20 protein-coding genes and 1 pseudogene are annotated in these 17,966 nt (G+C 59.6%); 14 read left to right on the top strand and 7 right to left on the bottom strand.

The genetic code is table 11. The annotated features are described in order from the left end of the window. Positions 1-138: 138 nt before the first annotated feature. From FHT82_RS11035 to FHT82_RS11050, 4 genes are all read left to right on the top strand, one after another. Positions 139-1,026 carry an AraC family transcriptional regulator gene (locus FHT82_RS11035; RefSeq protein WP_183729836.1) on the top strand — a complete coding sequence of 296 codons (888 nt, stop codon included), beginning with the start codon at positions 139-141 and terminating at the stop codon, positions 1,024-1,026. Between the two features lie 166 nt (positions 1,027-1,192). Next, positions 1,193-1,594 (top strand): heme-binding protein, encoded by a 402-nt coding sequence (locus FHT82_RS11040; RefSeq protein WP_183729839.1) that lies wholly within the window; start codon positions 1,193-1,195, stop codon positions 1,592-1,594. A 60-nt stretch (positions 1,595-1,654) separates the two neighbouring features. After that, positions 1,655-2,458 carry an SDR family oxidoreductase gene (locus FHT82_RS11045; protein ID WP_183729842.1) on the top strand — a complete coding sequence of 268 codons (804 nt, stop codon included), beginning with the start codon at positions 1,655-1,657 and terminating at the stop codon, positions 2,456-2,458. A gap of 70 nt (positions 2,459-2,528) precedes the next feature. Then, the gene (locus FHT82_RS11050; RefSeq protein ID WP_183729845.1) at positions 2,529-3,077 is read left to right on the top strand and encodes a nuclear transport factor 2 family protein; all 549 of its coding nucleotides are present in this window, start codon (positions 2,529-2,531) and stop codon (positions 3,075-3,077) included. 282 nt (positions 3,078-3,359) lie between these two features. Here FHT82_RS11050 and FHT82_RS11055 read toward each other — a convergent pair whose 3' ends face one another. Beyond that, a complete protein-coding gene (locus tag FHT82_RS11055; RefSeq protein ID WP_183729848.1) occupies positions 3,360-4,019 on the bottom strand; it encodes a peroxiredoxin in 660 nt (219 codons plus the stop codon). Positions 4,020-4,296: 277 nt separating this feature from the next. Between FHT82_RS11055 and FHT82_RS11060 the strand changes: the two genes are divergently transcribed. Next, entirely contained in the window at positions 4,297-5,094 is a 798-nt protein-coding gene (locus FHT82_RS11060) for a creatininase family protein (RefSeq protein WP_183729851.1), read from the top strand. On the opposite strand, the gene FHT82_RS11065 is transcribed toward FHT82_RS11060, so the two are convergent. Further along, entirely contained in the window at positions 5,095-6,045 is a 951-nt protein-coding gene (locus FHT82_RS11065; RefSeq protein WP_183729854.1) for a LysR family transcriptional regulator, read from the bottom strand. A gap of 236 nt (positions 6,046-6,281) precedes the next feature. Here FHT82_RS11065 and FHT82_RS11070 point away from each other — a divergent pair, with 236 nt between their 5' ends. From FHT82_RS11070 to FHT82_RS11095, 6 genes are all read left to right on the top strand, one after another. Next, the gene (locus FHT82_RS11070; RefSeq protein WP_246698123.1) at positions 6,282-7,244 is read left to right on the top strand and encodes an ABC transporter substrate-binding protein; all 963 of its coding nucleotides are present in this window, start codon (positions 6,282-6,284) and stop codon (positions 7,242-7,244) included. 66 nt (positions 7,245-7,310) lie between these two features. Further along, positions 7,311-8,135, top strand: coding sequence for an ABC transporter ATP-binding protein (locus tag FHT82_RS11075; protein ID WP_183729860.1), 825 nt, complete (start codon positions 7,311-7,313; stop codon positions 8,133-8,135). Further along, positions 8,135-8,980, top strand: coding sequence for an ABC transporter permease (locus FHT82_RS11080; RefSeq protein ID WP_183729862.1), 846 nt, complete (start codon positions 8,135-8,137; stop codon positions 8,978-8,980). Before FHT82_RS11075 ends, FHT82_RS11080 begins: the two co-directional genes overlap by 1 nt. After that, on the top strand, positions 8,980-10,290 hold the full coding sequence (locus tag FHT82_RS11085; RefSeq protein WP_183729865.1) for a cytosine deaminase: 1,311 nt from the start codon (positions 8,980-8,982) through the stop codon (positions 10,288-10,290). Before FHT82_RS11080 ends, FHT82_RS11085 begins: the two co-directional genes overlap by 1 nt. 1 nt (position 10,291) lies before the next feature. Then, positions 10,292-11,701 carry an FAD-binding oxidoreductase gene (locus tag FHT82_RS11090; protein ID WP_183729868.1) on the top strand — a complete coding sequence of 470 codons (1,410 nt, stop codon included), beginning with the start codon at positions 10,292-10,294 and terminating at the stop codon, positions 11,699-11,701. Continuing rightward, positions 11,698-12,279, top strand: coding sequence for an NAD(P)H-dependent oxidoreductase (locus tag FHT82_RS11095; protein WP_183729870.1), 582 nt, complete (start codon positions 11,698-11,700; stop codon positions 12,277-12,279). Before FHT82_RS11090 ends, FHT82_RS11095 begins: the two co-directional genes overlap by 4 nt. Positions 12,280-12,359: 80 nt before the next feature. Here the strand turns inward: FHT82_RS11095 and FHT82_RS11100 are convergent, their stop codons facing one another. The 3 genes from FHT82_RS11100 to FHT82_RS11110 form a co-directional block, all read right to left on the bottom strand. Further along, positions 12,360-12,749, bottom strand: coding sequence for a RidA family protein (locus FHT82_RS11100; RefSeq protein WP_183729873.1), 390 nt, complete (start codon positions 12,747-12,749; stop codon positions 12,360-12,362). Between the two features lie 76 nt (positions 12,750-12,825). Continuing rightward, positions 12,826-13,389, bottom strand: a complete 564-nt coding sequence (locus FHT82_RS11105) for a methylated-DNA--[protein]-cysteine S-methyltransferase (RefSeq protein ID WP_183730992.1) — start codon at positions 13,387-13,389, stop codon at positions 12,826-12,828. Positions 13,390-13,476: 87 nt separating this feature from the next. Continuing rightward, positions 13,477-14,064, bottom strand: coding sequence for an alpha/beta fold hydrolase (locus FHT82_RS11110; protein ID WP_183729876.1), 588 nt, complete (start codon positions 14,062-14,064; stop codon positions 13,477-13,479). A gap of 241 nt (positions 14,065-14,305) precedes the next feature. On the opposite strand from FHT82_RS11110, the gene FHT82_RS11115 reads away from it, so the two are divergent. From FHT82_RS11115 to FHT82_RS11125, 3 genes and pseudogenes are all read left to right on the top strand, one after another. Continuing rightward, the gene (locus FHT82_RS11115) at positions 14,306-14,629 is read left to right on the top strand and encodes a hypothetical protein (protein ID WP_183729879.1); all 324 of its coding nucleotides are present in this window, start codon (positions 14,306-14,308) and stop codon (positions 14,627-14,629) included. A gap of 81 nt (positions 14,630-14,710) precedes the next feature. Beyond that, positions 14,711-14,956, top strand: a pseudogene (locus FHT82_RS11120) (DUF1365 family protein); the annotation flags it as partial. A 101-nt stretch (positions 14,957-15,057) separates the two neighbouring features. Beyond that, entirely contained in the window at positions 15,058-16,317 is a 1,260-nt protein-coding gene (locus tag FHT82_RS11125; protein ID WP_183729882.1) for a cyclopropane-fatty-acyl-phospholipid synthase family protein, read from the top strand. On the opposite strand, the gene FHT82_RS11130 is transcribed toward FHT82_RS11125, so the two are convergent. Together FHT82_RS11130 and FHT82_RS11135 are read right to left on the bottom strand one after the other, a co-directional pair. After that, entirely contained in the window at positions 16,318-17,151 is an 834-nt protein-coding gene (locus FHT82_RS11130) for an SDR family NAD(P)-dependent oxidoreductase (protein ID WP_183729885.1), read from the bottom strand. Between the two features lie 98 nt (positions 17,152-17,249). Next, positions 17,250-17,909 carry a ChrR family anti-sigma-E factor gene (locus FHT82_RS11135; RefSeq protein ID WP_183729888.1) on the bottom strand — a complete coding sequence of 220 codons (660 nt, stop codon included), beginning with the start codon at positions 17,907-17,909 and terminating at the stop codon, positions 17,250-17,252. Positions 17,910-17,966: the final 57 nt, after the last annotated feature.

Raw genomic sequence — 17,966 nt, forward strand, 5'->3', positions numbered from 1 at the left:
GCAGGCGCCTGACAATCATGGCTCGCGCCGGCGAATATTTATTATAGAACTTCAGGGCCGATGCGGCGACGGCAGCAATCAAGCCACGATACCCATTAATTCGAATTTTCCGACCTATCTTCACGGCGAGAAGGCGACATGGATTTCGACGCATCGCAAGGGGACAGAAAATATCGGACCAGCGAGCGCGTGGGCGGGCTTGTCGACTGTTCAGGGCTGCAGGTCGAGCTCCGGCGTTTCGATCCGGGCTGGCAGGTCGACCTTACACTCGAATGCACAGAAATAGCCGTCCTGCTCTCGGGACAGTCGAAGATCCGATGGACCGGTGACGGTCACAGGCGGGAAGCTATCGCCCGCCCCGGAGTCGCATGGGTATGTCCGGCTGGAGTCAATGAGAGCGCTGTAGAAATCGTCGGCACGATGCCTGAGTCCCTTCACATCTTCCTGCCGCCATCGCTCGTCGGTGAGAGTGCACTTTCAAACTTTGACATCGATCCGGCGAGAGTGCAGCTCGCCTATGCGGGCGGCGTCCCTGATCCAGTGGTCTTGCAGCTCGGTGAGCTTTTTCGTGGTGTGTTGAACCGAAAACTGGAAGCGACAGACCGGCTGTTTCTCGACGGGATTCAGCTGGCGCTGGCGGCGCATTTGCTTGGCACCTATTCGTCCGCCCGCTGGCGTCCGCCGACGCGGACACCCGCCATCGATCCGAAAAGGCTGAGGCGCGTCCTCGATTTCATCGAGGCTCGCATTGCGGCGGAAATCTCGCTGGAGGATCTTGCGGCGGAGGCCTGTCTCAGCCCCTTTCACTTTTCTCGCATCTTTCGCGTGGCCACCGGCAAGGCCCCGCATCGCTACGTTACCGAGCGACGGATCGAGGCGGCCAAGGAGAAACTGCGGCTCGCGCAGTCCTCGCTGGTGGAGATCGCTATCGATACCGGCTTCGGCTCACAGGCCAATTTCACCCGCGTCTTCCGCAAGATAACCGGCCTGACGCCCGGCCAGTACCGCGCGCTCTTCACCTCTTAGCAATATCCGCCGTCCGGACGCGTTCGCCGCCCCCTCTGCGTGCCCATTCGAGCGCAAGATCTGCACATAGTGCAGCAAGAGATGGAAATACGGCAACGCGCCTTCGGCCTACACCTGTCTCATCGAACGGGGAGCACCCACCCTCGAACGAAGAGGAGACAGGGACATGATTACCGCTGAAGAAGCGCGCAGGGTCATCGCCGCCGGCGAGGCGCGAGCAAGAGAAATTGGCGTTCCAGCCAATATCGCCGTGCTCGACGCCGGCGCTCACATGAAGGCTTTTGCCCGCATGGACGGCGCCTTGCTGGGTTCCATCGACATCGCCGTCAACAAGGCCCGGACGGCGGCGCTGTTTTCCATGCGCACCGAAGCAATCGGCGAATTCTGTAAACCCGGCGGCACCTCGTTCGGCCTAGAGCAAACCAATGGCGGCCTCGTCGTCTTCGCCGGCGGCATTCCCCTCACCGATGGACGTAACATCATGATCGGCGCAGTCGGCGTGTCCGGAGGGGCCGTCGCCCAGGACCTTGAAATTGCCCAGGCTGCAGCGGCTGCCCTCACCGCCTGAACGACTTTTCTCCGTCTGAACTACCTTTTTTCAACCCAAGCACATCGAAAGGAAGTTATTGTGACCAAGACCATTCTCATCACCGGCGCAGGCTCCGGCTTCGGCAAAGCCGCCGCCATCGGCATGGCCAAGAACGGCCACAACATCATCGCCACCGCGCAGGTTTCCTCACAGGTCACGCCGCTGCGCGAAGAAGCCGCCGCCCTTGGCCTGAGGAGTTTCCGCGTCGAGCGCCTCGACCTTACCGACCCCTACGACATCAAGCAGGCCCAAGGCTTCGATTTCGACGTGCTCTGGAACAATGCCGGCATGGGCGAAGCCGGCCCGGTCTGGGAAATTCCGATTGATCTCGTCCGCAAGAACTACGAAGTCAACGTCTTCCTGCCGCTCACGCTGACCCAGGGTGTCGTCCAGAAATGGGTGCGCGAAGGCAAGAAGGGCAAGGTGGTCTTCACCTCATCGATGGGCGGCCTGTTCACGCCGGCCAACTGGGGCACCTACGTCTCCACCAAGCACGCTCTGGAATCGATCGCCGAAGCGCTGCAGCAGGAGCTCGGCCCCTACGGCATCAAGATCCAGACGATCAATCCGGGCGCCTATTACACTGGCTATAACGAGACGATGGCCGACAATCCGTTCCGCTGGCTGGATGACAGTAAGAATTTCACCAAGCGGGCCGACCTGCGCAACGGCTTCAACGACTTCTTTGCCACCCCCGAAGGCAAGATGGACCCGACGGAAATGATCGACCGGATGATCGAGATCGTTCCAGCCGATACTGGCAAATTCCGCAACGTGGTTCCGAAAGTTATCGAGGACATGCTTAGGGAGCATCAGCTCAAGGCCTGGGAAAACCAGATCTGATCGGCATCGCGCGTCGCAGCGGCACCCGCTGGCGGGTGCCGCACCACCGTCCCAATCCCTGGAGGAAACCATGTCCATCCCTGCAAGCGCAACTGTCCGCAGCCCGACATCCGTTGCCCGCCGCATCTTAAACGCTGCTCTCGGCATTGCCGCCACAATCCTGGCCCTGGGCGGGCTCGAAGCCCGTGCCGCGCCGCAGACGCTGACCGAAACCGAACGCCGCAACAAGGCGGCCGTCGAGGCCGGCTTTGAAGCGTGGGCGGCCGGCACAGGCAGCCCCTATGACCTGCTCGCCGACGACGCCCGCTGGACGATCGAGGGTTATTCGCTGGCGTCGAAGACTTATCCGAGCCGCGAGGCGTTTCTGCGCGAGGTGATCCGCCCGTTCAACGCCCGCATGAAGGCGCCGCTGAAGCCCGTGATCCGCAACGTCTATGCCGACGGTGACACCGTGATCGTCTTTTTCGACGCCCGCGGCATCGCCCGCGACGGGAAACCTTACGTCAATACCTATGCCTGGTTCCTCGACATGCGCGACGACCGTATCGTCCGCGCTTCGGCCTTCTTCGATTCGGTCGCATTCAACGAGTTCTGGACCCGTGTGACGCCATCCGAATAGGCCAGTAGGATTTGATCTCGCTCAAACGATCCGGGCTGAAGCAGACGTAATCTCCGGTCACAACCAACGGAGATTCCTATGCCAACAGATACCATCATCATCGTCAGTGGCGTTGTCGCAGCATTTGCGTTTTTCGCAGTCGGCCTCGCTTTTGCGAGCATTACCTCCAGCAAATAAGAGCCGGCGGCTCGCAATCGCGTCAGAGGCAGGCTCAGTCACCGAAAACAAAGACGCCCCGGAAACCGGGGCGTCTTTTTGATTCGATCGAAATCCGCGGCGAACTTACGCCGAAGGCTGCTTGGTCTTCCTGAGATAGGGCAGAACCGTATCGAAGGAGCCGAAGCGGGCAATCGCGTCTTCGTTGGAAACGGCAGCAGTGATGATGACGTCGTCGCCCTGGTTCCAGTTGGCTGGGGTTGCGACCTGATGCTTGGCGGTCAGCTGGATGGAATCGATGGCGCGCAGGATCTCGTTGAAATTGCGGCCCGTCGTCATCGGGTAAGTGAGGATCAGTTTGATCTTCTTGTCCGGGCCGATAACGAAGACCGAGCGCACGGTGGCGTTATCGGCGGGCGTGCGGCCTTCGGAGCTCTCGCCGGCGCCGGCGGGCAGCATGTCGTAGAGCTTGGCGACCTTGAGGTCCTTGTCGCCGATCAGCGGATATTCGACATCGAAGCCGGTCGCCGTCCTGATGTCATTTTTCCATTTGGCGTGGCTTTCGACGGGATCGACGGAGATACCGATGATCTTGACGCCGCGCTTCTTAAATTCGCCTTCGAGGCCGGCCATCGTGCCAAGCTCGGTCGTGCAGACCGGCGTGAAGTTCTTGGGATGCGAGAAGAGGACGGCCCAGCCATTGCCGATCCAGTCATGGAACTTGATGGGACCCTGGGTGGTGTCGGCGGTGAAATCGGGAGCAATATCGTTAATACGTAAGCTCATGGTCGGCCCTCCTGTTGCCAATCGTTTATCTTGAACACTTGCAGACGTGCCCGCATGCTGGTGACTATCTACAGACTTGTGCCGAGCGCGGTCAAACCAAAGCCTTCCGCGAAAAGGGCGGCGGCGGAATATTATTTCCCGCAGGCAACGATGGCGTGACATCGAGCTAAGATATGATGCGCTCAAAAAGGCAGCGGCGCGCGCGCAAATCGATGCTTTTCGCATGCCGCAATATTCCCTACTCACTGTCAAGGACTGACAAAGAGGGAAAGCGGCGATGGCGACACCATTCTACTGGAATGAACTGAACACTTATGATTTTGCCGCTCTCTCTGCCGAAACGACCATCGCCATCCTGCCGATCGCCTCGACGGAGCAACACGGTCCGCATCTGCCCGTCGCAACCGATGTGGCGATCGCCAACGGCATGCTGGCGGAACTGCGCCGGCAACGGCCCGATGACCTCGATATCCTCGTCCTGCCGACACAGGAAATCGGCAAGGCCAACGAGCATGTCTACGGTCCAGGCACGCTTTCCCTCAGCGCCGAGCTGCTGATCCCCGTCTGGACGGCGATCGGCGCGAAGGTGGCGGAAGCCGGCCTGCGCAAGCTCGTGATCGTCAATTCGCATGGCGGCAATGTCGATATCATGAGCATCGTCGCCCGCGAGCTCAGGGTACGCTACCAGATGGCCGTCGTTTCCACCCAATGGGGCCGGTTCGGCAATCCCGAGGGCATGATCAGCGAGCACGAAACGCGTTACGGCATTCATGGCGGCGAAGTGGAGACATCGCTGATGCTGCATTTCCGACCGGATCTGGTGCGGATGGAAAAGGCTGAGAATTTCATATCAAAGGCCGAATGGATGCGCGCGCAATCGCGCTATATCCAGCCGCTGCCACCGCATTCACTTGCCTGGATCGCCCACGATCTCAATCCGAATGGCGTGGTCGGCGATGCCTCGAAGGGCACAGCCGAAAAGGGCGACGCGATCTGCCGCCATCAGGTGAAGGGCTTCATAGAGCTGCTCTACGACCTGAAGCGCTATCCGCTCTCCAACCTCTATTCGCAGTAATTACGCAACGACAGGCCGCTCCAGCGGGATGTGTCCCTTGGCCTGCAACTCCTGAACGAGGCCCGCAAGCTCGGCCAGCAGATATTCGACGAAAAGGCTGGTCGCGGAATCGAGCGGCGCGCGGGCACGCGCGAAAAGCTTCATCGGCTGATGGCGGCTGTGCGGCTCGGCAAGAGGGCGGAACACCAGCTCGCCCTGGCGGCATTCGGTAATGACATCGAGCGGGTTCAGCATGGAGAGCCCTGCCCCACATTTGACCAGTTTCTTCAGCATTTCCGATGCATTGGTTTCCAGAACCGGCTCGACAGGGATATCGAGCCTGGCCATTGCGAGGTTGATGACCTCACGCAGGCTGGTACCTTGCTGCGCAAGCACCAGCCGTTCCTGCACGACGTCGGCAAGGCTGATCGGTCCGGGTCCGATCAAGGGATGGCCAGGCGGCAGGATGACGCCGATCGGGATATCGAAATTTCCGAGCGTGCGGATGCCGGGTGTGGCCGGAATATTGAAGCCCAGGCCGATATCCACCTCACCCGACAGCACCGGATTGACCGTCATCGTCCCGGCATCGTTGCGCAGTTGAATGAAGACGCGCGGATGCTCGGACTGGAAGCGGGTGATGATCTCCGGCAATGGACCTGAGGCAAGACCGACAGTCGTCACCAACCTGACCTTGCCGGCCTGCTGCATCTTGAGGCTTTTGATACGCCCCTCCAGCCGCTCGTAGTTCTTCAGAACCTCACGGATATGTTCGATGCAGAGCTCGCCGGCGGCCGTCAGCCGAAGCCCCCTCGGTAGGCGCTCGAAGAGCGGAGCGCCCATTTCCTCCTCCAGCGCCAATATCTGCCGGTTGATCGCCGAAGAGGCAACGTTGAGGCGCGCTGCGGCCTTTCGGATCGAGCCCGTGCGGGCAATCTCGTTGATGTAGAGAAGCTTTCTGGAGTGCAGCATTGCGACCTCATTGCATCGTTTTTGAGCACAGCGCCCAATTCAGGCACAGAATCCAGTGGGATGCCAAAAAGGCATCACTGCGCACGAATTTTGCTGCTTTTCAAAGAGCGAAGCAATCGCTCAAATGAAGAAAATCGGGGGTCGAAAACGAGCTTCCAAGGCACCAGAAGGGGAATGCCGCCATGTCCAACAGATTGAAAACATCCGTATTTTCTGCAGTTCTTGGGCTTGGCGGCATGTTTGCCGCCAGCGTACCCGGCTATGCGCTCGACAAGGTCAGCTATGGCACCAACTGGCTGGCGCAGGCCGAGCATGGCGGCTTCTACCAGGCGGTCGCCGACGGAACTTATGCCAAATACGGCCTCGACGTTTCCATCGTGCAGGGCGGGCCGAACGCCGCCAACAATGCGCTGCTGATATCAGGCAAGATCGATTTCTACATGGGCGGACCGCAGGGTGAAATCTCCGCTGTCGAGCAGGGCATTCCGCTCGTCGATGTCGCCGCGATCTTTCAGAAGGATCCGCAGATCCTGATCGCTCATCCCGATGTCGGCGTCGATAAGTTCGAGGACCTTGCCAAGCTGAAGGCGCTGTTCCTCAGCAAGGACGGTTACCTCACCTATTTCGAGTGGATGAAGGCAAACTTTCCAGGTTTCAAGGACGAGCAGTACAAGCCTTACAACTTCAACCCAGGTCCCTTCCTTGCCGATAAGCAATCTGCCCAGCAGGGTTATCTGACCTCCGAGCCCTACGAAATCCAGAAGCAGACCGGCTGGGAACCGAAGGTCTTCCTGCTCGCCGATAACGGCTACTCGCCTTATTCGACGATGATCACGACGACGCAGCAGATGATCGATAGCAAGCCGGACGTAGTGCAGCGCTTCGTCGATGCCTCGATCGAGGGCTGGTACAACTATCTCTACGGCGACAACAGCAAGGCCAACGAGCTGATCAAGAAGGACAATCCCGAAATGACGGATGGCCAGATCGCTTATTCGATCGCCAAGATGAAGGAATACGGCATCATCGAATCCGGTGATGGCCTGGACAAGGGCATCGGCTGCATCACGGACGCCCACTACAAGAAGTTCTTCGACGAAATGGTGGCGATCAAGGTCTTCAAGACCGACACCGACTACACCAAGGCCTTTACGACGAAATTCGTCTGCAAGAGCGTCGGTGTATCACTGAAGAAATAGCCTCCCAAGGCAGGCTCGTCGCTCTCAGGCGGCGGGCCGCATCCCCTTCGATAAAAGAGCGAGAGAATGTCCCTAGCCGAAACCAAGGCGGCGCCTTCGAAGGAAATACGCAAGCGGCCGCTGGTCGTCATGCAGTCCGTCTCGAAGGTTTTTTCCAGCGGCACGATCGCGCTTTCGGGCATGTCCCTGACAGTCGAAAGCGGCGAGTTCATCAGCCTTCTCGGTCCTTCCGGCTGCGGCAAATCCACGGCCCTGCGCATCATCGCCGGCCTTGGCGACGCCACGGCGGGCAAGATCGACTGGCCAAGTTCGCGCATCAATTCGAAGGGCCTGCCAGAAGGCGATATCGGCTTCGTCTTCCAGGAGCCGACGCTGATGCCGTGGAAGACCGTTTTCGGCAATGTCTATCTGCCGCTGAAATTGCGCGGCGTTTCCAAGGCGGAGGCGAGCGACCGGATCATGCAAGCGCTCGCGACTGTCGGCCTGCATGATTTCGCCGATGCCTATCCGCGCGAACTCTCCGGCGGCATGAAGATGCGTGTGTCGATCGCCCGCGCCTTGGTGACCAAACCGAAACTGCTGCTGATGGACGAGCCTTTTGCCGCTCTGGACGAGATTACCCGCCAAAAGCTCAATGACGACGTTTTGCGGTTGTGGAAGGCGACCGGCATCACGGTGATTTTCGTCACGCATTCCGTCTTTGAGTCTGCCTACCTTTCCAATCGGATCGTGGTGATGAAGGCGCGGCCGGGCCGCGTCCATGCCGATATTCCGCTGACCACGAGCGTCGATCGTGATGCGCACTACCGAACTTCCGAGGAATACCGGCGGGCCTGCGAGACCGTTTCCTATTCGCTGATTGGCGCGATCAACGCAGCAAAGGAAGACTGATGAGCATAGAGACAGTCGAAAACTCCCTGCCGGCCATGTCCAATCCGCTCAATGCGAAGCGCCGGGATCTGGCGCTCCGCATTAGCGTGCCTTTTCTCGCCATCATCGTGCTGATTGCGATCTGGGCGACCTATGTCAAGGTTTCGGGCGTGCCGCCCTATATCCTTCCGAGCCCATTTGCGGTTGCCGGAGCGCTCGTCAGCGATTGGGGCACGCTTTCGCCGGCGCTCTGGGTTACGACCAAGATCACTTTCATGTCACTGGCGCTCGCGCTGATCGGCGGCGTCGGTTTTGCGGTCTTCCTAGTGCAGTCGCGCTGGATCGAGATCGCCTTCTATCCGCTCGCCGTCATCCTGCAGGTCACGCCGATCGTGGCGATCTCGCCACTGATCCTGATCTATGCGCCGTCCACGCAGGTGGCGTTGCTGATCTGCGCTTTTCTCGTCGCTTTCTTTCCGATCCTGTCGAACATGGTACAGGGATTGAAGAGCGTCGACCACAACCTCATCAATCTCTTCGAGCTCTACGGCGCCTCGCGCTGGCAGACGCTGCTTTATTTGAAGTTGCCCGCAGCCCAGCCCTATTTCATGACCGGGCTTCGCATCGGCGGCGGTCTGGCCCTGATTGCGGCAGTTGTGGCCGAGTTTGCAGCCGGTTCGGCAGGTGCGGGCTCCGGCCTCGCCTTCCGGCTCCTTGAAGCACAATATCGCATGAACATTCCCCGCCTATTCGCCGCGCTCTTCATGCTGTCGATGCTCGGGGTCGCAATCTTTGCCATTACCTCCTTCATTTCATGGCTCAGCCTGCATCGCTGGCATGAGAGCAGCCTGAAGCGGGAAAATTGATGACCTATTCTTTCATGTCTCCTCCCAATGCGGGCCGCTTCGTGCTTGCCAATGCGACGCTTCCGGCCGTTGCGACAGGCTATGCGGCGGCAGCAGCCGAGGGGCTCATCAAAGCTGACATCGTGATTGCGGACGGCTTAATTGCAGCGATCCTGCCGCCGGGCACGGCTTCGGCGGAGTTCGCCAAATCCGATATGAAAGAGGGTATGGTCTGGCCTTGCTTTGCCGATATCCACACACATCTGGACAAGGGCCATATCTGGCCGCGCAAACCCAATCCGGATGGAACCTTCATGGGTGCGCTGGAAGCCGTAGGCAGAGACCGGGAGGCAAACTGGTCGACAGCCGATGTGCGCAAGCGCATGGAATTCTCGCTGCGTTCGGCCTATGCACATGGCACCGGGCTGATCCGCACGCATCTGGATTCGCTTGCCCCGCAACACCGCATTTCCTTTGAGGTCTTTGCCGAAATACGCGACGAGTGGAAGGACAAGATCGCCCTGCAGGCGGTTGCCCTTTTCCCGCTCGACAATATGGTCGACGAAGGTTTCTTCGCCGATCTCGTCGCCGTCGTCAAAGACAAGGGCGGCCTGCTCGGCGGTGTCACCAAGATGGGACCATTGCTCGACTGGCAGCTCGATACGCTTCTGCGCGCGGCAGCAAAGAACGGACTCGATGTCGATCTGCATGTCGACGAGACCGACGATCCGGGCGTGGAGACATTGAAGGCGATCGCCGAAGCCGTCCTGCGCAACCGGTTCGAGGGGAAGGTGACGGCAGGTCATTGCTGCTCGCTTGCTCGGCAGGATGACGATACGGCGCAGCGGACGGTGGAACTGGTCCACCAGGCGGGGATTTCGATCATCTCGCTGCCGATGTGCAACATGTATCTGCAGGATCGCTATCCGGACCGAACGCCACGCTGGCGCGGGATTACGCTCTTCAAGGAACTGGCGGCTGCCGGTGTCGAGACGGCAGTCGCCTCCGACAATACCCGCGATCCCTTCTATGCCTATGGCGATCTCGATCCGGTCGAGGTATTCCGCGAGGCAGTGCGCATCCTGCATCTCGATCATCCGCTCGACAACGCGGCGCGTGTCGTCACGACGTCACCGGCCAGGATTGCCGGCAGGCCGCAGATGAGCCGTATTGCCGTCGGCAATCCCGCCGATCTCGTGCTCTTCAGCGCCCGGCGCTGGAGCGAATTCCTTTCCCGTCCGCAGTCTGACCGCGTCGTGCTTCGCCGCGGCAAGGTGATCGACCGCAGCCTGCCGGATTACCGTGAACTCGATAGCGTCGTTGGAGGCTGACATGGCCGATTTTCAGAAGATCAAAAGAGAACTCGAAGGCATCGCGATCGAGGACAATCCGGCGCTCGTTCGCCAGAAGAGCCGGGATTTCTACTGGTATTCGCCGATCCTGAAGGCGCAGCTCGACAATGTGACGGCCGATATCGTCGTCACACCAAAGAACGAGGCCGAGGTCATCCAGACGCTGAAGGTCGCTTATGCCCATGGCGTCCCAGTGACCCCGCGCGGCGGCGGCACCGGCAATTACGGCCAGGCCATGCCGCTTTCCGGCGGCATCATCCTGAACCTTGCCGCCATGGACAAGATCAAGGAGATCCATCCCGGTCGCGTCATCTGCGAACCCGGTATCGTGATCGCCCAGCTCGACAAGCAGACCAAGGCGCATTCCGGCCAGGAATTGCGCTTCCACCCCTCGACCGCCCAGATGGCGACGGTCGGCGGTTTCATTGCCGGCGGTTCTGGCGGCGTCGGTTCGATCACCTGGGGCGGATTGCGCGACCTTGGCAATATCCTACGCCTGCGCGTCGTGACCATGGAGGCGGAGCCCCGGGTGCTCGATCTCACTGGCTGGGACCTGCAGAAAGTCAGCCACGCCTATGGCACCAACGGCATCATTACGGAAATCGAAATGCCGCTCGCACCCGCCTATGACTGGGTGGACGTTCTCGTCGGCTATGACGACTTCATGGATGCGGTGCGTTTCTCCGATGCGCTGGCGAAGTGCAACGGCATTCTCGTCAAGGAAATCGCGCCGATCGCCGCTCCCATCCCGCATGACTATTTCACCCGGCACAAGCCCTATATCCGTCAGGGCCAGTCGATTGTCGTGCTGATGATCGCGCCGCATTCCATGGATGCCTTCCTTGCGTTTACTGCAGCTCAGAAGGGTGAGATCATGTTCCGCTCCGACAAGGTCGAGAGCATGCGCGGCATTCCGCATGCCTATGAGCTTGCCTGGAACCATACGACGCTGCGTGCGCTCAAGGTCGATCCGACATTCACCTATCTGCAGGTGCAGTATCCGGGGCCGGATCATGTCGCCAAGGTGCGGAAAATGGTCGAGATTTTCGGCGACGAGGTGCCGGGTCATCTCGAATTCATCAGGTTCGACGGGCAGATCCAGTGCTCGGGCCTGCCGCTGGTACGCTACACGACAGAGGAACGGCTGGAAGAAATCATCAAGATCCACCAGGACCACGGCTGCCCAATCTTCAATCCGCACCGCTATACGCTGGAAGAAGGCGGCATGAAGCGCACCGACAAGGTACAGCTCGCCTTCAAGCATGAGACCGACCCGAAGGGGTTGCTCAACCCCGGCAAGATGATCGCCTGGGAGAATCCCAATTTCGACTTCAACGCCGGCAAGAATTACCTCTTCCCCGGTCTTGCGGCCGTCATGGAGGCCTCATGAGGGTTCTCGTCATCCACTCGCACCCGGTCGAGGAAAGCTACGGCAAAGCGCTCTACAGGCAGACCCTGGAGAGCCTCGCCAGGGCCGGGCATGAGGTGGACGCCTGCGATCTCTATGCCGAAAAATTCGATCCCGTTCTCTCCCAGCATGACCGGCTGGTCTATCACGACTATCCGGAGAATACGTCTCTGGTAAAACCCTATGTCGACAGACTGAGGCAGGCCGAGGCGCTGGTCATCTGCACACCGGTGTGGAACTTCGGTTTCCCGGCCATCCTCAAGGGTTATTTCGATCGAGTCTGGCTTCCCGGCGTCTCCTTCGAACTCGTGGACGGCAAGGTTGAATCGCGCCTCCGCCATATCAAAAAGCTCGGAGCGGTGCTGACCTATGGCGCGACACCTTTCCGTGCCTTTGTCGCCGGCAATCCCCCGAAAAAGATCGTGAAACGGGTTCTGCGGGCGCAGATCAACCCGCTCAAACCGGTCACCTTTCTCGCCCATTACGACATGAACAACTGCACGCCGGAAACGCGGGCAGCATTTCTCGCCAAGGTGCAGACCGCGATGGAACGCTTCTAGAGAATTTCCGTTTATCTCCGAACCACGGAAATGCTCTATCTCTTTGTTTTCACGCAGAGCTTGCGATCAAGCCGTAGAGGTCAAACGACCTTTGCGGCCGTGACTTCTACTTCGACCAGAAATTCAGGCCGGGTAAAACCGCTGACGATGATGAGCGTCGAAACAGGTTTTGGGTCGAGCGTGAACCGGTCGCGCACCGCCATATAGGCAGGGAAATCTTCCCGCTTCGTCACGAAGCCGGAAATGCGGATGACATCGGCAAAGCTCATCTCGGCCTCGGCAAGGATCGCCTTGATCGCTTCGAAGCAGAGCTCGGCCTGTGCCGTCACATCGTCAGGGATTTTTTCATCGAGGCTGATGCCGAGCTGACCGGACGTGACCAGCAGGGACGCGCCCGGCGGCACGAGGAGGCCGTGATTGTAATTTCCAAAGGGGCGGCGGACAGATGGCGGATTGAAAATCTTCTTCATGAAAAAACCTCGCTACAGACAGAGATTTATAGCGAGGTTTCTCAACACATTCCAAGCACTTGCTTGCACTACGCCCTCAAAAATCCAGCGATTGTTGAGCCGGCGCAGGCGGGCCGACCTGCACGCCTTCGAGCTCCAGCATGCGAAGCTTGGAGGTCGAACCGCCGGGTGCGGAAAAACCTCCAATCTTGCCGCCTGCGGCAAGCACGCGATGGCAGGGGATGATGAGCGCGACTGGGTTCTTTGCCATCGCCTGCCCCACATCCCGTGCTGCTTCCGGCCCTGCTCCGAGCTCCCTGGCAAGCGTGCCATAAGTCGTCGTATGGCCCCAACCGATGCGGCGCGCGGCGGCATAGATATCGCGGAAAAATGCGTCTTGACCGTCGAGATCGACAGGCACGCTGGAGAAGTCGATTTCCTCACCTTCGAAATAGCGCTTCACAGCGGCAACCGCCTCCTGAATCAGTGGCGTCGGTGCGCCCGGTTCAGCAACCGTCAAACGGCGCAACAGCAGGCGTTCGGTCGACTCGGCGCTCTTCGTCGGCAGCTGGAACCGCGTCACGCCGGCGTCGCTCCAGGCAATGCCACAAAAGCCGCCAGCGGTTTCGAAGATCAGATATTGATGCACTTTCTGAGCCATGGTGAAGCCCTCACGTCCGTTGGTCATTAGAATCGTACCGCGGAAGCTTAAGTTCAACCCGTTTCTTGCGCATGCCCCGATAAAGCGTCAGGCCGATGCGGCGGTTGCCGCAAACGTGGATATCTGCGGTCTCTTTGCCTTCGCCTTGCCTTTTACCGCATCGAACAATGCGTAGCCGCCGGTCCAGCGGCCGAAACCGCTGGCAATGTTGATATGGCCTGCGAGACCGATATTGCGGACCTCGGTTTTCCAGAGGCGGGTGTAGAAGCTCAAACGGTCGAGCGACATGTACTTGTCGTCGAGGCTGCCGATGGTGAGGCTCGGAAACGGAAGCGGGTTTGTGGGCATGGGGCCGAAGGCGAGCGAACCGGGATGCAGTCGCTCCGTTGCGTGCAGATCACAAGGGGCGACCAGAAGTGCCCCCTTTACTCTATAAGCCAGGGGCCGGTCGGCGAGCCTTGCCGTCAGGATGCAGCCGAGGCTATGGGCAACGATATAGGCTTCTCCCGCCTCCAGCAGCGCCTGCTCCAGCCGCTCCATCCAGTGGTCCAGACGCGCGTGGTTCCAGTCGTCCTGTTCTATCAGCCGGCTCTGCGGCACATCATGGAGCCAATAGCGCTGCCAATGCCCCTCGTCAGAACCGAACAGACCCGGCACGATCAGGATTTTTGTCACTGTTATCTCCTGGGCTATCTCCTGGCGAATGCGCAGCAATCTGCTGCGACGCAGCTCAACCAAAATTATCTATTAAATTTATAGACTAAAGAAACAAAGCTCCAAAACCCACGCGAGGGCTGGAAAATCCATCGCATAAGTCATTGTCGCCGCAACCGCTCCGATCAAATTTCGGAACAAGGAGTTCGCTGAGGGGTTAGGGGAATGTCACCAAAGATGAAAATCGAAGGAGGATAGCCCTATGCGTAAATCCCTTATCGCCGCATCGCTGCTTGCCATCGGCATGGCGTCGTCGGCATTTGCCCAGTCCAATCCCGACAGCATAGGCCCGACCAATGGCGGTTCCACGGACCCAAATTCGGGCAATTACTCGTCCGACTATACGAGTGACAGCAACGGCATTCATCCGGTTCCCGCAAGTCCGGTAGACCCGACCACAACGCAGAGCATCGGTGGCCAGGCAATCGAATGCCCGGGAATGCCGCAGCAGCGCACGGGCATCGATACGCGCGGCGGTGAAAGCGGCGCTTCGATCAGTGAGGCATGCCGCGAATATGACAATTGATCGGGCAAAGACCCATTCGTTGAGAGAGGCCGGCTTGACCGGCCTTTTTCATGCCCGCCTGCTGAAACTGTTGATCCGATTGCCTCTATCCGCTGGCGCATACTTGAGACCGATGCAGAGGGGCCGCTTCTTGCAGCCACATTCAGCGGCCGGCAAAAGCCGCTGACGGGCTGGACGCTCGGCTATCTTCTTGCGGCCATTCCCTTCTTGACCGTCAAGATCATGGCTGGAATTCACTGGGAGGCTCTGAAACTCTGGCTGAAAGGCGCCGTCTATATTCGCCGGCCACCGCCTCCGCCGCCCGTCAGCGTGAAGCCCCCCAAGCCGGCTTGCAGAAGCTGCGGAATGAATCTAGCGTTCGCCTCGATCGCCGGAGGAGAGGCGCAGGCGTCGTCCCCAACCGGCCAGAAAATGCGGGAGGACGGAGGATGAGCAAAACACAAGACTGGAACCAAACTGCCCGGGATGCCGTGACATTGACGGCAGAGAACGTCTCGCGCATCGTCAAAGGCCTGCCTTTCAAGGCCAAGCTTGCGCTGCGGGGGCTGCTGCGCATGCAGCATGGTTCGCTTGCCGTCACCCTGCCCGACGGGCGCAGGGTGTTCATCAAGGGAAGGATCGCCGGACCGAACGCAGCGCTCACGCTCCGGAATTGGAACCTTCCAGACCGGGCTCTGACCAGCGGCACGATCGGTGTCGCCGAAACCTATATGGATGGCGACTGGGACAGCCCCGACATCACTGCCTTCCTCGAGCTTTTCCTCGTCAATGGCGAGGCCGCGCATAGCTATTCGCATGGCAAGGGCGGTGTCGGCCGCCTCGTCGAGCGCATCCGCCACTGGATGAACGCCAACACCAGAATAGGCTCGAAGCGCAACATCTCGGCTCATTACGACCTCGGCAACGACTTCTACAAGCAATGGCTCGATCCGAGCATGACCTATTCCTCGGCGCTCTATTCGACCGGCGCCAATGACCTGCAGTCGGCGCAGAATGCCAAATATCGCGCGTTGGCGGAGGCAACCGGCATCAAGCCCGGCGATCACGTGCTGGAAATCGGCTGTGGCTGGGGTGGCTTCGCCGAGTTCGCGGCAAGCGAACTGAGTTGCCGGGTGACGGGCCTGACCATCAGCCGCGAGCAGCTTGCCTTCGCGCAGGCGCGCATCAGCAAGGCAGGCCTCAGCGACAAGGTCGATTTCCGCTTCCAGGACTATCGCGACGAAACAGGGGTCTACGATCGCATCGTCTCAATCGAGATGTTCGAGGCTGTCGGCGAGAAATATTGGCCAGCTTATTTTTCCAAGCTGAAACAATGCCTGAAGCCGGGCGGCAAGGCTGGGCTGCAGATCATCACCATCCGGCCTGAAGCTTTCGAGCAATATCGCTGCAATCCGGACTTCATACAGAAATATGTCTTTCCCGGCGGCATGCTGCCGACGCGCCACCATCTCGCCGAACTCGGCAGGAAGATGGACATGTTACTGGTCAGGGACTTCGGTTTCGGCCTTGATTATGCCCGTACGCTGGCGGAATGGCGCGAGCGTTTCTGGTCCGTCTGGCACAAACTCAGGCCACTGGGCTTCGACGACCGGTTCAAGCGGCTCTGGGAATTTTACCTCTTCTACTGCGAGGCAGGCTTTCGTGCCCGCAACATCGATGTGCGGCAGGTGGTCTTTTCGCGGCCTTGATCACTCGGCTGGATGCGGTGTCACCGGGCGGTGACCGGAGTTGGCGCGTCGCTCACCCCAACCGGTGAAGCGGTTCACCAGTGCGAAATAGAGACCATAAGGCAAGATCCGCAGGAACTTCAGTACGTAGGTGAAGCGCTTCGGGAAGGTGATTTCGAAAGCCTGCGATTTAAGGCCCGCCGCAATGCGCTCCGCCGCCGTCTCGGGCGAAACCAGTGCCGGCATGGGAAAGGCATTCTTGCGCGTTGCCGGCGTGTCGACGAAACCCGGATTGATGAGCTGGATGCGGATACCGATCTTGTCGAGATCGAATTTCAGGCTTTCGGCCATGTTGATCAGGGCGGCCTTGGTCGCGCCGTAAGCGGCGCCGGTCGGCAATCCCGTGTAGCCCGTCACCGAGGAAACGATCGCAATCTGCCCCTGCCCTTTCGCCTTCATGTGGCGGATCGCCGGCAGCAGACAATTGACGATGCCTGACAGGTTGACGGCAAAAGTCTTCTCGAAATCAGCCCGGTTCAAATCCTCGCCATGGACGGGCTGATAGATGCCCGCACACAGGATCGCCATGGCGAGCGCGCCGTGCTCATATTCGATCGAGGCCATGACGTGTTCCATGTCTTCGGCATCGGTGACATCGCCATCGAGAACGATGATGCTGCCGGGCAGTTCAGCTGCATCGACCTGCAATTCCACCAGTTTTTCGTGATTGCGGGCGGTGACGGCGACCCCGTATCCCTCGCCTGCGAGCTTCAGCGCCAGCGCCCGGCCTATTCCGGAACTCGCGCCGGAAATCCAGACGATACCATGCTCCGGGCGGGCGATGAAATTACGCATGACACTTCCTCCGGTCTGTCGATTTGAACACGAATACTGGCCCGGAAGCTTCTCATCTCCCCCGGGACCATGGCTCTATCACAGCATTATGGCTGCTTTCAGCCGATGAGGTCGCCAATGATCTGCCGGAACGATCCGGTGAGCTTGATTGGGCCGTCCGAAACGGCGAAGGCGATGCAGGGCCGGTCCTTCTCGGCGACAGGGCGATGGTCGACGGTCGCGTCAGCAACCGAGATATCTCCCGGCCCAAAACGGCCACGTTCATCGCGGAAGGCTCCGTCGAGAATGAGGATCAGCTCCATGCCCGCATGTGTATGGGCCGGCAGCGCGCGGCCCGGCCGTATCCACATCAGGCTGACCTCGCAGCCGTCAATATCGGTCGCATATTCCTTGAAGCCCGGAAGCCGCTTGCGCCATGGCACGTCATCAGCTTCGAAACCGATGAGATTGCGCAAGGCGCGCGGGAAAAGAGCACCCTGCGGACGTGGCGAGAGCTTCGGACGGGAAGCCGGGGCCTTCGAGCCGAAGATTGACGCAAGCTTCGCATCGCGGTCGCCAACCAGGCTTGGCGGGATACTTTCCAGCGCCTCTCCCGCCAGCCGTTCGAGGTCAGCCACCAGGCTGCGATTGTCCGGTTTCATTTCCAGGTGGGATTCCACGAGTGCGCGAGCCGGCCCCGGAAGGGAGCCAGCAACATAATGCGCCATCAATGCATCGATCGTATCGATATTCTCGTGAACCATCTCAGATTCGGACACGCCTTGTTCCTGCGCCCGCGCTTGCTTTGTCGTCATCCATACGTCGAAAGTCAATCT

This window comes from Rhizobium sp. BK275 (genome assembly GCF_014193555.1).
Classification (GTDB): domain Bacteria; phylum Pseudomonadota; class Alphaproteobacteria; order Rhizobiales; family Rhizobiaceae; genus Rhizobium.

Coding starts and splice junctions, on each gene's coding strand:
- FHT82_RS11035 (WP_183729836.1), top strand. CDS start 139: ATGGATTTCGACGCATCGCAAGGGGACAGAAAATATCGGACCAGCGAG.
- FHT82_RS11040 (WP_183729839.1), top strand. CDS start 1,193: ATGATTACCGCTGAAGAAGCGCGCAGGGTCATCGCCGCCGGCGAGGCG.
- FHT82_RS11050 (WP_183729845.1), top strand. CDS start 2,529: ATGTCCATCCCTGCAAGCGCAACTGTCCGCAGCCCGACATCCGTTGCC.
- FHT82_RS11055 (WP_183729848.1), bottom strand. CDS start 4,019: ATGAGCTTACGTATTAACGATATTGCTCCCGATTTCACCGCCGACACC.
- FHT82_RS11060 (WP_183729851.1), top strand. CDS start 4,297: ATGGCGACACCATTCTACTGGAATGAACTGAACACTTATGATTTTGCC.
- FHT82_RS11065 (WP_183729854.1), bottom strand. CDS start 6,045: ATGCTGCACTCCAGAAAGCTTCTCTACATCAACGAGATTGCCCGCACG.
- FHT82_RS11070 (WP_246698123.1), top strand. CDS start 6,282: ATGTTTGCCGCCAGCGTACCCGGCTATGCGCTCGACAAGGTCAGCTAT.
- FHT82_RS11075 (WP_183729860.1), top strand. CDS start 7,311: ATGTCCCTAGCCGAAACCAAGGCGGCGCCTTCGAAGGAAATACGCAAG.
- FHT82_RS11080 (WP_183729862.1), top strand. CDS start 8,135: ATGAGCATAGAGACAGTCGAAAACTCCCTGCCGGCCATGTCCAATCCG.
- FHT82_RS11085 (WP_183729865.1), top strand. CDS start 8,980: ATGACCTATTCTTTCATGTCTCCTCCCAATGCGGGCCGCTTCGTGCTT.
- FHT82_RS11090 (WP_183729868.1), top strand. CDS start 10,292: ATGGCCGATTTTCAGAAGATCAAAAGAGAACTCGAAGGCATCGCGATC.
- FHT82_RS11095 (WP_183729870.1), top strand. CDS start 11,698: ATGAGGGTTCTCGTCATCCACTCGCACCCGGTCGAGGAAAGCTACGGC.
- FHT82_RS11100 (WP_183729873.1), bottom strand. CDS start 12,749: ATGAAGAAGATTTTCAATCCGCCATCTGTCCGCCGCCCCTTTGGAAAT.
- FHT82_RS11105 (WP_183730992.1), bottom strand. CDS start 13,389: ATGGCTCAGAAAGTGCATCAATATCTGATCTTCGAAACCGCTGGCGGC.
- FHT82_RS11115 (WP_183729879.1), top strand. CDS start 14,306: ATGCGTAAATCCCTTATCGCCGCATCGCTGCTTGCCATCGGCATGGCG.
- FHT82_RS11125 (WP_183729882.1), top strand. CDS start 15,058: ATGAGCAAAACACAAGACTGGAACCAAACTGCCCGGGATGCCGTGACA.
- FHT82_RS11130 (WP_183729885.1), bottom strand. CDS start 17,151: ATGCGTAATTTCATCGCCCGCCCGGAGCATGGTATCGTCTGGATTTCC.